Annotated in this window: 11 protein-coding genes; 7 read left to right on the forward strand and 4 right to left on the reverse strand. The window is 54.4% G+C overall.

Annotated elements, in window-relative coordinates; genetic code table 11:
• Window positions 1-86 precede the first annotated feature (86 nt).
• The 5 genes from Q31a_RS13795 to Q31a_RS13815 all read left to right on the forward strand — a co-directional run bounded on the left by Q31a_RS13795 (window position 87) and on the right by Q31a_RS13815 (window position 5,647).
• Window positions 87-2,189, forward strand: coding sequence for an FAD-dependent oxidoreductase (locus tag Q31a_RS13795; RefSeq protein ID WP_145078660.1), 2,103 nt, complete (start codon window positions 87-89; stop codon window positions 2,187-2,189).
• 74 nt (window positions 2,190-2,263) lie between these two features.
• Entirely contained in the window at window positions 2,264-2,611 is a 348-nt protein-coding gene (locus Q31a_RS13800; RefSeq protein ID WP_145078663.1) for a P-II family nitrogen regulator, read from the forward strand.
• A gap of 5 nt (window positions 2,612-2,616) precedes the next feature.
• Window positions 2,617-3,873: an MFS transporter gene (locus Q31a_RS13805; protein ID WP_145078666.1), complete on the forward strand. Its 1,257-nt coding sequence runs from the start codon at window positions 2,617-2,619 to the stop codon at window positions 3,871-3,873.
• 655 nt (window positions 3,874-4,528) lie between these two features.
• Window positions 4,529-4,906 carry a hypothetical protein gene (locus tag Q31a_RS13810; RefSeq protein WP_145078669.1) on the forward strand — a complete coding sequence of 126 codons (378 nt, stop codon included), beginning with the start codon at window positions 4,529-4,531 and terminating at the stop codon, window positions 4,904-4,906.
• Window positions 4,907-5,155: 249 nt separating this feature from the next.
• Window positions 5,156-5,647, forward strand: a complete 492-nt coding sequence (locus Q31a_RS13815) for a hypothetical protein (protein ID WP_145078672.1) — start codon at window positions 5,156-5,158, stop codon at window positions 5,645-5,647.
• A gap of 200 nt (window positions 5,648-5,847) precedes the next feature.
• On the opposite strand, the gene Q31a_RS13820 is transcribed toward Q31a_RS13815, so the two are convergent.
• Window positions 5,848-6,837, reverse strand: a complete 990-nt coding sequence (locus Q31a_RS13820; protein WP_145078675.1) for a TIGR01212 family radical SAM protein — start codon at window positions 6,835-6,837, stop codon at window positions 5,848-5,850.
• Window positions 6,838-6,977: 140 nt separating this feature from the next.
• On the opposite strand from Q31a_RS13820, the gene Q31a_RS13825 reads away from it, so the two are divergent.
• Together Q31a_RS13825 and Q31a_RS13830 are read left to right on the forward strand one after the other, a co-directional pair.
• Entirely contained in the window at window positions 6,978-7,412 is a 435-nt protein-coding gene (locus Q31a_RS13825) for an FHA domain-containing protein (protein ID WP_145078678.1), read from the forward strand.
• A 53-nt stretch (window positions 7,413-7,465) separates the two neighbouring features.
• The gene (locus Q31a_RS13830) at window positions 7,466-7,789 is read left to right on the forward strand and encodes a Dabb family protein (protein WP_145078681.1); all 324 of its coding nucleotides are present in this window, start codon (window positions 7,466-7,468) and stop codon (window positions 7,787-7,789) included.
• A 516-nt stretch (window positions 7,790-8,305) separates the two neighbouring features.
• Here Q31a_RS13830 and Q31a_RS13835 read toward each other — a convergent pair.
• The 3 genes from Q31a_RS13835 to Q31a_RS13845 all read right to left on the reverse strand — a co-directional run bounded on the left by Q31a_RS13835 (window position 8,306) and on the right by Q31a_RS13845 (window position 12,376).
• Window positions 8,306-9,598 carry an IS1182 family transposase gene (locus Q31a_RS13835; RefSeq protein WP_145078684.1) on the reverse strand — a complete coding sequence of 431 codons (1,293 nt, stop codon included), beginning with the start codon at window positions 9,596-9,598 and terminating at the stop codon, window positions 8,306-8,308.
• 508 nt (window positions 9,599-10,106) lie between these two features.
• Window positions 10,107-10,961, reverse strand: a complete 855-nt coding sequence (locus Q31a_RS13840) for a lipase family protein (RefSeq protein WP_145078687.1) — start codon at window positions 10,959-10,961, stop codon at window positions 10,107-10,109.
• A 98-nt stretch (window positions 10,962-11,059) separates the two neighbouring features.
• Entirely contained in the window at window positions 11,060-12,376 is a 1,317-nt protein-coding gene (locus Q31a_RS13845) for a citrate synthase (protein WP_145078690.1), read from the reverse strand.
• Window positions 12,377-12,603: the final 227 nt, after the last annotated feature.

Here is a 12,603-nt window from a genome sequence, read left to right on the forward strand (position 1 = left end):
TAGACAACTAACACCGTACACCACATAAACCGTACATCACTTACAAAGAATAATAGACTCACAAAGAATAATAGGGCAGCTTGATCATGAAGCGAATAATCTTTCTTTGCCTAGGGGTGATTCTGACTCCCACGGTTCGCGCCGAAGAGCGGAGCTATGACATCGTCGTCTACGGCGGGACCAGTGCGGCCGTGACAACGGCGGTCCAAGCTCGGAAGCTGGGGAAGACGGTTGCCATTGTCTGTCCCGAGAATCATTTGGGTGGCCTGACGTCCAGCGGGCTGGGGTGGACCGATTCGGGAAAGAAGGAGGCGATTGGTGGGATTAGCCGCGACTTCTACCATCGCGTATGGAAGCACTACCAGAAGCCACAGGCGTGGCGTTGGCAACCACAGGCCGAGTTTGGCAATCGCAATCAAGGAGGGCCTTCCGCGCGCGGGGATGGTCGCACCATGTGGGTGTTTGAACCACACGTGGCGGAAGCAATCTTCGAAGAGTTGATCGCTGAACACGAGATTCCGGTATTCCGAGATCAGTGGTTGGATCGAACGCCTCTGGAGAACTCCGCCGAAAACTCGCAACGCACCGTCGGTGTGGTGATGGAAGGTCGTCGCATTAAGGCGATTGCGACCGTGGATGGAAATACCTACGTGGCGAGGGCCTTTGTCGATGCGACCTACGAAGGTGATCTCTTGGCTGCCGCCGGAGTCTCCTTCCATGTGGGGCGAGAGGCAAATTCCGTCTACGACGAACAATGGAATGGGATTCAGGTCGGCACGCTCCACCACAAGCACTGGTTTAATCACCCCGTGGATCCCTACCGTGTTGCAGGGGATCCGGCGAGTGGTTTACTGGCTGGAGTTAGCGCAGAACCGCCTGGAGTGAAAGGGGAGGGGGACCATCGTGTTCAAGCGTATTGTTTTCGCATGTGCCTTAGCAAATCGCCCGAAAATCGCGTTGCATTTCCAAAACCAGATGGCTACGACGCGGATCAGTATGCATTGCTCTTGAGGGTTTTCGACTATGGCTGGCGGGAAGCGTTTGAGAAATTCGACATGATGCCGAATTACAAAACGGATACCAACAACCATGGCCCCTTTAGCACTGACTTCATTGGGGAAAATTACGACTACCCCGAGGCAAGTTACGAGCGGCGGGCTGAGATTGTAAGAGCACATGAGATCTATCAGAAAGGGATGATGTACTTTCTAGCCAATGATCCTCGTGTACCGGCTGAAGTACAGGAGAGCATGAATGAATGGGGACTGCCAACGGACGAATTCAAAGACAATGGCGGCTGGCCCCATCAGATTTATGTGCGGGAAGCACGACGGATGATTGGTAGTTATGTGATGACGGAGCATGATTGTTTGGACAGTAAAGTGACACCAGATTCCATCGGTATGGGCTCGTATACGCTTGACTCCCACAATGTGCAGAGATACATCACTCCGGAAGGCTTTGTGCAGAACGAAGGGGATATTGGCGTCCACACACCACGCCCCTACGAAATCGCCCTAGGCGCCATTTTGCCTAAACGAGATGAGTGCGAGAATTTGGTCGTGCCGGTGTGCGTGTCCTCCAGCCACATCGCGTTCGGTTCCATTCGCATGGAACCGGTGTTCATGATCTTAGGACATTCGGCTGCAACGGTACTGCATCTAGCTTTGGAACGAGACCAAGCCGTACAAGAGGTTGAATACGCCAGCATACGCAAACAGCTGCTTGAGGATGGGCAAGTGTTGGAGCTGGAAGAACGCGGTGCGAACCGCTCACGAAGTTTGCCCGGAGTCGTCGTGGATGACCGGCAAGCGGAGTTGCTTGGCAATTGGCAAGGTTCCTCCACCAATCCGCCTTTTGTCGATTCAGGATACCATCACAATGGCAAAGTCGCCGACTCCCAGACGCGTGCCGTCTATCGAGCGGAGCTTGCCCCCGGCCGTTATGAGGTGCGATTATCGTGGTCTCAGAACGCCAACCGTGCCAGCAACGTTCCGGTCTTGATCCAACACAAGGATCAGAAGACGCGTGTCAGCATTAATCAGAAGACCAAACCGGGAGGCGACGGGCTTTTTCATTCGCTGGGGAAATTCGATTTCGGACCTTCGGCAGTGGTTGAGATCGGCACGCAAGATACCGACGGGTACGTGATTCTGGACTCGGTCCAGTTCCTCCCGATCTCCGAATAGATCCATTGGGCCACCAGCAGGCATTCTGCTGAGTGGTCGCTGCTTCCTCCTCGTTTGTTCAATCGGAAATTCCCATGAAGCTGCTGCTGGCCATTATTCAGCCAACGAAATTGCAAACCGTTCGTGAAGCTCTGGATCGCATTGGAGTGGAGCGGATGACGGTCTGCGACGCACTTGGATTCGGGCGGCAGCGCGGTCAAACGGAGAGTTATCGGGGAATGGAGTATCAAGTGCAGATGTTGCGCAAGGTCTCGCTCGAAATTTGGGTCAACGACGATTTTGTGGAGCGGACGATTGAGACGATTCAGCGGGCTTCGCGAACTGGCACCAATGGACATATCGGTGATGGGAAAATCTTCCTTCTTCCGACCGAACAAGCGTTTTCGGTAGCGGATGGTACGGTCGGACCAGGGGCGGTTTAGACGCAATGATTTTCCGGTTTTGTCTGTATGGATTTCTAAAAAACCAACGTTATTTTGAGCCCTTCTTTATGCTGGCGTTGCTGGCACAGAATTTGGACTTCTTAACGATTGGAATCTTGTATGCGGTGCGATCGTTGACGATCAACCTGTTGGAGATTCCCTCGGGCGCGCTTGCAGATGGATTTGGGCGACGCAACACGATGATCGGTTCGCTGGTCGCCTACATCGTCAGCTTCCTAACGTTTGCTTGGGCACCTCATCCCAGCTATCTGTTCGCAGCGATGGTGTTGTATGGGATTGGTGATTCCTTTCGGACTGGCACCCATAAGGCGATGATTTTTGAATGGCTGCGGTTGCAGGGCAGGGCGGATGAACGCACCAAGATTTATGGAATCACTCGCAGTTGGAGTAAATTTGGCTCTGCATTGAGCGCGATTTTGGCTGCCGTCTGCCTATTGCTCGGCGGTGACTTTCGCAGCGTCTTTCTGCTGGCGACGCTTCCCTATATCGCCAACGTCATCAATTTGATCGGGTATCCGGCAGAGCTCGACGGGATGGTCTACCGCGAGAGTTTTCGCAGTACGCTCCGCGAAGTTGCGCGGAACCTCCGTAAGACATTATCGGATGCATGGAAGACCGCTAGCCTACGTCGCCTGATGGCCGAGTCGATGGCTTGGGAGGGAGTCTTTGGTGCGATTAAGGATTACCTCCAACCCGTTCTGGTCGCTGTGATGGTTGCCCGCTTTCTTCCCCGCTCCACCGATGGCTCTGCGACTGTGTCGCTGGAGGCATCGATGACCAATCCCTCTGTGGTGGCGTTGATCGCTGGTGTTTACACCGTGTTGTTCTTTGCCAGTGGTTGGGCAAGTCGGCTGTCCCATCGCATCGTTTCCTGGTGTGGTTCCCAGGATGCTGCAGCACATTGGTTGTGGAAATTCAACCTCAGTTTGTTTGTGGCGCTGTTGGTGGCTGACCTTGTGGGGGGCGTCATCGTGGTGGCTCTCTGTTTTGTCCTGCTGAGCGTTCTGCAGAATGCTTGGCGTCCCATCCTGATCAGCCGATTCGATGATCATGGGGCAGCCAGCCAAGGGGCCACTGTGCTTTCCATCGAAAGCCAAGCCCAACGGCTAGCGACGTTTGCCATCGCTCCATTGGCGGGTTGGAGTGTGGATGTCGTAGCGCACCGTCACTGGCCCGGAGAGTTTTGGCCACTGGCGTTGGTCGGCGGACTGGCGGCAGCGTTTGCATTGCGTTTGCGGTGACAAGCCCAAGACTTCAACCAAATCGAATTTTCGGGTTGGTTGCGTGCCCTAGTGAACGTGTGGCTTAATGAAAACTTAGGCCGACGCGCAATGGATTATTGAGCTAAAAGTGTGGTTGCTATTACCGTGAAAGCAGCGATCCGAATCACGTGGTGCGTTGACCACCCTTCCTTGCTCATGGGGCTGTTGATTCAATTGCGTCTTTAGCGTGAGCGCGAAGCTCGCGTCCCCAAATATCCAGTTGCTTCGAACACCTGTCCTTGCTCACCGGGCTGTTGATTTAATCGCAATTTGAATTTTAACGCGGCGGTTGCGTCCCAAGCTGCCTTGTAGCGGCAACTATCTTCCCTTGCTCACGCAGCGGGTTACTATTTCGACAGCCCGTCACGCAGCGGGTTACTATTCACCAACCCGCCAGCTGGCCAGCAAGAAAAACACTGGGCTGGTCCGTGCCACTCCGCCCTAAAATCCAATTTGGTAGAAGATTGGGGGGGCTCGTCATTTTCCGCTTGCCGCGTACTATGCAGGCTCTAGCGCTTTCACCGCATCGCCCTTCTCAACCATAAATCACGAGAGCGACTGCACCGAAGATACCTCCCGGGCGAGCCACCAAGCGAGTGCCGCTGCGTTTCCATCACCAGGTTTTCAAGCTCTCATGCTGCTATTCCAAACCAAAGATCTTTTTTTCGTTCCAGTAGTCAAATCGGCGGCAGCCGCTCAGGGGTTGGAGTTGGCGACTGTGCTTAACTGCGATTCTCCCAAACTGGAGACGCTCGACGCCGCTCTCATTCGCATTTGTCTTGTAGATCTCAGCTCGGTGCCGGTCAGCAAAATTGCAGAGACGGCGGCCAGCTACCGAGCTCGCTTTCCCGCAGCTCAGCTCATCGGCTTTGGGCCGCACGTGCAGACTCAACGCTTAGAGGCAGCTCGAGCCGCTGGTTTTGACCACGTGTTGTCGCGTGGCCAGCTAGACCACCAGCTTGCAGATCTGTTGCCGGTGTGGCGCGCCGAGGCGGATGCCAAAGCCTCTTGAGAAGGCGTTGGCGCTAGGTGGAGACCAAGCCTGGAACTTCGTCGACTGCTTGCAGTCCGATTGGATTCGAGCGGGAAACTGATACAACATAGGTCCGCAAGTTCTTTTGTTTCCGGTCAGTGGATGCGGAGCGATTCCCAAGGGAAGAGTAACCGTGGCTCCAGCGGTTTTCTGATGGAAGCCACGGATATTGCGGGCCGTCACTGGCTAAACTTCACGCCTAGCAGCTAACTCTGGAAAGAATTCAATATGATGTGGGTTGATGTGGTCTCGCGGGTTGTCCATGTGGGCACTGCGATCGCTTTGGTTGGGGGAAGTGTTTTTACACTTTTCGTGTTGTTGCCGGCTGCCAAACTACTTTCGCCGGAGGCCCATGAGACATTGGCCTCTGGCATTGGTGCGCGCTGGAAGCGTTTTGTGCACTTGGGAGTGCTGCTCTTCTTGGCGAGTGGTTTCTACAACTACTTCCAAGCCATTCCATTGCACAAGGGGGACGGGCTCTATCACGCGCTGGTCGGTACGAAGATATTGCTGGCCTTGTTCGTCTTCTTTGTCTCTGCTGCTTTGGTGGGACGCAGTGCGGGCCTGCAGGCGATTCGCGATCAACGCGAAAAATGGCTGAAGATCCTTGTCTTGGTTGCGGCCATCATCGTTTGCATCTCTGGCTTTGTGAAGGTTCGTGGCACGACGTCGTTGGATGCCGCCGAGGTGACCGTGACGGAACCTGAAGTTGCCCCTTAGCAGGCTGCATTGCAATGGCAGCTCGTGGGCACCGAACGGGTTGCAGGTTTGCTATTTGATCCGCACGAGGAAGCCTTGTGCGAGCGGGGCCCTGAGGCAACGGGATTACCCTGGGCAGCGAGAGCGCAGGTAGGCCACGAAGAAAACGACTGGGTGCGCCAGTGAGCGGCCAACCCTGAATGGATGCGGTGTTTGAATCTTTAGGTTGCGGGGGAGGGATGCTGGTAAGCACTTCCTTGAAAGGTGTTCCGCGCCTCCATGACGTTCACCAAACGCTGCTTGATGGTGCCTTTGTTCAAGCACCATTGGGGAGCGACCAGATTGCTGGGAGGCGCATCACCCGAAATGCGTTCGATCACCATATCTGGCGGAAGTCGTTCAAGAAAGTCAGCCAGCACTTCAATGTATTCATCCAGCTCCATCAACGTTACTTCGCCGCTGCGGACTTGATCGGCCAATTCAGTGCGCTCGACTGCATACAGATTATGGATTTTAACAGCCGCAGGCTGCCAGGCGGCAACTTGGTCAGCAGTCGCCATCATCATTTCATGCGATTCTCCAGGTAGGCCGAGCATGATGTGCAGGCTGATTTCAAACTTCCGTCCTGTCACTCGCTGCATCGCCTCAACAGCCGCTGCGTGCCCATGGCCGCGATTCATCCACTCCAGGCTGGCGTCGTGGACGGTTTGGACCCCTAATTCCAGCGACACATACTTGTGTTCCGCAAACTCGTCGACGAGTTCGAGGACATCGTCGGGGACGCAGTCGGGACGTGTACCGATTACCAGCCCCACCACCCGCTCGTCTTCCAGAGCGGTTTCCCAGAGGGTCCGGAGTTTATCCAAGGGACCGTAGGTATTGGTTGCCGGTTGAAAGTAGGCTAAGAATTTCTCAGTGTCGTAGCGTCGCCGCAGCCCGTCGATACCGCGCTGAATCTGAGAGGCAATTGCATCCCGCCGAACTCGCCGACTGGGACTGAACGAGCGGTTGTCGCAGAAGACGCACCCCCCCTTCGCTACCGTCCCGTCCACGTTGGGACAAGTGAACCCTCCATCCAAGCTGATTTTCTGGACTCTTCCACCGAATCGTTGCTTTAGGTAAAGATTCAGTGGATAGTATCGATGACCCAAACTCCGCCAGTCGACGGCTGGGAATTCAGAATCAGGGGCGCTGAAAATTGACGTAGTCATTTGCTCGGCGTAAATTAGAAGGTACGGAAGCTACTAGAGCTCGACCCGAAATTCTAGTCGTTGAGACTCATTTCGATAGAGCTAAGAAACGCTCGGAGCGGAAATGTCTTATTTGAATAACGTAGTACTGGAGCGTTGTCATGGCTGAATACGGTCAACTTGTACCCACAGGCGGGGGGGATAGCATTTCCCTTAAGAAAGACAAATTGTTGGTGGGTCGACGGGAATCGTGTGATATCGTGTTGCGCTTCGCTAACGTCTCCAGCCAGCATGCGTTGCTCACGCTCGAAGCCGGGTACTGGTTCTGCAAGGACTTGGGGAGTCGCAATGGCACCAAGGTTGAAAATTTGCGAATCAGTCGCAAACGCTTGGATCCCGGTACCGTGATCGCTTTTGCCAAACATGCATATACGGTGGACTACGATCCGGAAGCCTTGGGTGCGTTTGGTGCTCCGCCGCCAGACGATGATCACATGGAAGAGGTCCTGCGTCGTGGTTTGATGGATCGTGCCGGTCTATCGCGGCGAGACGATAAAGACCCGTTTGCCAATCGCAACTTGGCGGATGACGATTAATCCGTATCTTGTAGTCTTTACTCCGCTCGGCACCTCTCACTTTGGTTTCCTAGATGAACTCCGCTCCGCGCATTGCACACACGGTCTATTTTTCCTTGCACGACAGCTCGCCCGCCAACGTCCAAGCACTGTTGGGCGAGTGCCAGAAATACCTCAACAACCACCCAGGACTTGAGTTTTTTGCAGTTGGCACACCGCATCCGGATTTGGACCGACCGGTCAATGATAGAGCATTTGACGTTTGCTTGAACACCGTCTTTACCGACCTCGCAGCCCATGATGCTTACCAAATTGAGCCCAGGCATTTAGAGTTCATCGAACGCAACAAGCCGAGTTGGAAGCAAGTGCGCGTGTTCGACTCCAATTTAGAGGCCTAGGGGCTGTGGAGTGGCCCGCAGCAAAGCGAACCGGGGCTTGTTCCGCGGGGGACGCCCCAGGCGAAGCCGCTGCCCAGATGAGGTGGAATGCTGCGCCGGATCTTGTCGACGCGTTGAATCAGGTTGCTGGCTTACGCTGAGTGGGCGCGGACGGCTGGTTTGAGGGCGTTGCTGGTTTTGCCGCGAGGGTAGCTTCCTGAATTGTCCGGTAGCGTTGACTAGCTTCCTTGCTTCCTTGCTTACCGGGCTGTCGATTTAATAGCAATTTGAATATTAACGCGGAGGTTGCGTCCCAAACTGCCTTGTAGCGGCAACTATCTTTCCTTGCTCACGCAGCTAGGCTGTGAAGTTTTTTCACCAACGGACTCTTTTGGTATTCCAACCACGAAATTTTTTCGAATTGGCGGCTGAAAGTCTTACTTGGTCGGATTGTTGGCCAGCAAGTTAGCTCGTGTCCATCATGCTCATCTCTTCGAGTTGTGTTATTTCTCAACCAAGCGGTTGCCTTGCAACTGCTTAGCTTGCCAAGGCCCCCAGGTTTACCATGCGTGTGAAGTTAAAGGCCACGGCATGCCATAGCGCTACCGCTTTGACCTTCACCAGTCCTCGAACTTTGAATTGCCGAAGGTTCCGATTGCGGCAGTCCGCATTGGGAAATTCGGCAACCGACGGGCGCGTCTTGTAAAGCTCTTTGTATTCCTCTTTGGCCATTCTCGCGCGAAACGCTGTGTATTCGTCGCTTTCGCCAGGTTGCTGCGCGTGAGGATCTTTGCCTTTGCTTTCCAATACCGATCCACGGGGGATCGTGGAGACGACTTCGGTCCCTTTAGACTCCACGGTCTTAACATCGCCCTTGGTTGCGTAAGCGGAATCGACCAATTGCGTCTTGGGTGTCTTGTCGTAAGTTGAGCACACTTTCTCGTGCATTGGTGCCATTTGGCCACTGTCAGTTCCCGAGTTGATAACATCGACAGCGACTATTACTCGCGAGTCAGCATCGGTTGCGAACTGGACGTTGAAGGCCGGATCGAAGCCACCATTGGCCATCTTCATATTACGGGCGTCAGGGTCCGTAGTGCTCACGCGAGTCTTTTCGCCGTCACCTTTTCTCCGAGACTCGCGCTGCTTACTAAGCTCCTCAAACTGTCGCAAAGCCTCATCTAATCGCTCTTGACGCTCACGCGATGCTCGTTCGACTGCCGCTTGGCGACGTGCGTCTCCATCGGAACGATCGGATTCGTTCTCGGATTCTTTCTTCAATCTATCTACGTGAGCCTGAGCCTGCTGCTGCAATGACTCAAGCGTCGGCTTGCGGCGAAACGAACTACTGCCTGCACTAGCCCGAACGCGCATTCCGTCTTGGGCAATGGTCTCCAGGGGCACCAGACCTTGGGCGACCAACGAGGCAACCGTGTCAACGAGCGTCTTCTCCAAGAATGCTCCGTTCTCCACTCGAAAGTCGCTCAACGTGTGATAATTGACCGTGACATTTCCGAGCGTCCATAAATAGGCTATGTCCGTCTCGCATCGGCGACCAAGTTCTCGGGCTGTGCCGATGCCATCCAAGGTTGCCAGAAGCCACAGTGAAACCAGTATCTCCGGCGCAATACTATTGCGGCCAACGGTGCTCTTGGTGACAACGATCTTTTCATACAGAGGTTCTAGGTCCAACGTTTTGACAAACGACCAGACAATGCGAGCACGATGGTCGCGCGGAAGCATATCTTCAAGTGAAAGCATGTGCATTTCCACTTGAATACGATGGGGGCGGGAAACACGAGCAAGCTGCGATGGTTTTTGAGTATTCATGCTATAGTTGTAGCGCCTAAAATTAATTTGCAAACCACTTGGCTAAAAATTCACAGCCTAAGCGGGTTACTATTTCGACAGCCCGTCACGCGGCGGGGTACGATTGGTACCGTCCCTGGTAGCATGGCCCCCCGGGCCGTGAGAATCACCCAACCCGTGCGTCGCCCCAATCGTTGACGCTAGCAAGCCGCAATTCGCAATCTCACACCGCGAGTGCCGCTCTTTCTAACGCTGCCTCCTAAGGCATTTTTCAGGCTAACGGCCAAAGCTGAATCCTGAACCATTCTGAAGCGGCGATCACCTGTCCTTGCTCACCGGGCTGTTGATTTAATAGCAATTTGAATTTTAACGCGGAGGTTGCGTCCCAAACTGCCTTGTAGCGGCAACTATCTTTCCTTGCTCACGCGGCGGGTTACTATTTCAACAGCCCGTTACGCGGCGGGGTACAATTGAAGCAAACCGTCTTGGGGGCTAGGGCTGGGATCGTTGGAAATGCGCCACGGCGCATTTAGGTGGGTTTGTCCTTTTGCACTGGGCGGATTTTTCCGGTTTGCTCTTCGTGGATCGCCTGCTGAATGGAGTCGATGTAGAGGGTGATGGCGTGGTCGGAGAGGTGGTCGATTTTCCACTGTTTCAGCGACATGAAGAACCCGTACCAACGATCGCGCCAGCGGCGCCACGGACGATACTTCCGCAGCTTCCCGAATGCATTGAAATACATCTCTCGGCCCGCATGGCGGTAGCCAAGCCAGGGAGGTGGGACACGGCAGACAACATCATTGTTGTTTACCCAACGGTAGTGGGCAAGTTTTACGAAGTTGATATAGCGGTTGTCACCCACTCGAGGGCTGCCGAAGGTGAACAATGCTTCCGGGTTGGCCGGAATCTCCGACAGCTTGCACCTTCCTGCACAGATGGTTGCCATGGCTCCGCCGAGAGAATGGCCGGCAAACCACAGGGTTTTCTCATTTTGCTTGAGCGCTCGTTCGAGTCGCGGCCAAAGGTCATCGACTTCGCACTTAAAGCCCAAGTGAACCCGGCCAGCGGTTTCTGCCACCACAGCCAGAGCGTTCACATCGGCTTTGATGTCGTTCCATTCGTTCGGCTCAGTACCGCGACAGACGACAACGCAGTCGAATTGGTTTGCAAAAATATATGCTTGGGCACCATCTTCGTCGAAATATTCGTAGTGCTCAAAGCCTACCGAGTCGATTGCATCCCAAACGATATCGGGTCGGTAGTAGGAGATCTTCGACAGCTCGGCGAACAGCAGCGATTGCTGCAGCAGCCCGAGTTCAGAGATCGGCCGCTGGAGCGGTTCACTGAGCACGCGAATCGCTTCTTCGACAATGGGAATTGCCACGTCACTTGCACTCCATGATCAAGCCATTAGGTTCTTCCGTCGAATTTTCTTCGGTAGCGACGTCTGCCGCACCGAAGGGCTTTAAAGTGGTCGGCGTCTTAGCGTTGATCCATAGGCACGATATCCCGCACGGCAGGACCATTATAGATCTGGCGCGGGCGTCCAATGCGGTTCGTGGGAGACTGGTGCATTTCAACCCAGTGGGCAATCCATCCGGGCAGTCTACCAATCGCGAACATCACGGTAAACATTTGGGTGGGGAGTCCCATGGCGCGATAGATGATTCCCGAGTAGAAATCGACGTTGGGATAGAGTTTGCGCTCGATGAAGTATTCGTCTTCGAGAGCCACTTTTTCGAGCTGCTGGGCGACTGCAAAGAGTGGATCGTCGATATTCAGCTTAGCAAGCAGTTTGTCGCAAGCCTTTTTGATGATGGTCGCCCGTGGGTCGAAGTTCTTGTACACGCGGTGTCCGAAACCCATGAGACGGAAACCGTCTTGCTTGTCCTTCGCCATGGCCACGTACTTCTTGACGTCACAATTATCGTCGGCAATCGTCTGCAGCATCTTGATGCAGGCTTCATTGGCACCGCCATGGAGAGGCCCCCAAAGAGCACAAATTCCTGCCGAGATCGAAGCGAAGAGGTTTGCGTTGGAGGATCCCACCATTCGCACGGTGGACGTGCTGCAGTTCTGCTCGTGATCGGCGTGGCAGATCAGCAATAGATTCAAGGCTTCGACGAATACTGGATCCGGTTCGTAGTCCTGGGTTGGCAAGGCGAACATCATCCGCAGGAAGTTCTCGCAATACGAGAGCTGGTTCTGCGGATACATGAACGGTTGGCCGGACGACTTCTTGTAGCTATATGCCGCAATCGTCGGTAGTTTTGCCAAGAGACGGTGGATCGAGATCTCCACTTGCCGGTCATCGTGCGGATCGAGCGAGTCTTGGTAGAACGTCGAGAGGGCCCCAACCACGGAGGATAGGATGGCCATCGGGTGGGCGTCCTTAGGAAACCCATTGTAAAACGACCGCATGTCCTCGTGGATCATCGTGTGCTGGCGAATCGATTCGCGAAATTCAGTGCACTCCTGCTCGTTGGGAAGTTTTCCATAGATGAGCAAGTAACAAGTTTCAACAAAGTCGCATTCGGCCGCAATCTGCTCGATGGGATAGCCGCGATAGCGCAAGATGCCTTTCTCGCCATCGAGGAACGTCACCGCACTAATGGTGCTGCCGGTGTTGACGTAACCCTCGTCCAGGGTCACGCAACCGGTTTCACGACGTAGCGCTGAAATATCAAGCGCTTTCTCATCCTCAGTGCCCACAATTACTGGCAGGTCGATCTCTTGCTCCCCGATCTTTAATCGAGCGACTTGGGTCTGGGAATCGGTAGGATTAGTAGCGGTAGACATTCATTGGCTCCGGCAGTGCCTATGGCACAAGATCTCAGCGTTGTTATAGACTTGCGGCGCGAACGGCTCGTTCAAGGGTGAAGAATCCTGGACACGCGACACTGCAGTTTACCCTTACCGCTCCGGTGGGACAATTGACCGTCACGAAACTTTGCGCTCCCCCGGGAGGGATGGCTCACCAGAAATGGCTGCTACCGCGGAGGAAACTAGGCAACTCCACCGGTTGT

This window comes from Aureliella helgolandensis (assembly GCF_007752135.1).
Classification (GTDB): domain Bacteria; phylum Planctomycetota; class Planctomycetia; order Pirellulales; family Pirellulaceae; genus Aureliella; species Aureliella helgolandensis.

Excerpts from the sequence above, each read along its gene's own strand:
- Q31a_RS13795 (WP_145078660.1), top strand. The coding sequence starts at position 87 with ATGAAGCGAATAATCTTTCTTTGCCTAGGGGTGATTCTGACTCCCACG.
- Q31a_RS13800 (WP_145078663.1), top strand. The coding sequence starts at position 2,264 with ATGAAGCTGCTGCTGGCCATTATTCAGCCAACGAAATTGCAAACCGTT.
- Q31a_RS13805 (WP_145078666.1), top strand. The coding sequence starts at position 2,617 with ATGATTTTCCGGTTTTGTCTGTATGGATTTCTAAAAAACCAACGTTAT.
- Q31a_RS13810 (WP_145078669.1), top strand. The coding sequence starts at position 4,529 with ATGCTGCTATTCCAAACCAAAGATCTTTTTTTCGTTCCAGTAGTCAAA.
- Q31a_RS13815 (WP_145078672.1), top strand. The coding sequence starts at position 5,156 with ATGATGTGGGTTGATGTGGTCTCGCGGGTTGTCCATGTGGGCACTGCG.
- Q31a_RS13820 (WP_145078675.1), bottom strand. The coding sequence starts at position 6,837 with ATGACTACGTCAATTTTCAGCGCCCCTGATTCTGAATTCCCAGCCGTC.
- Q31a_RS13825 (WP_145078678.1), top strand. The coding sequence starts at position 6,978 with ATGGCTGAATACGGTCAACTTGTACCCACAGGCGGGGGGGATAGCATT.
- Q31a_RS13830 (WP_145078681.1), top strand. The coding sequence starts at position 7,466 with ATGAACTCCGCTCCGCGCATTGCACACACGGTCTATTTTTCCTTGCAC.
- Q31a_RS13835 (WP_145078684.1), bottom strand. The coding sequence starts at position 9,598 with ATGAATACTCAAAAACCATCGCAGCTTGCTCGTGTTTCCCGCCCCCAT.
- Q31a_RS13845 (WP_145078690.1), bottom strand. The coding sequence starts at position 12,376 with ATGTCTACCGCTACTAATCCTACCGATTCCCAGACCCAAGTCGCTCGA.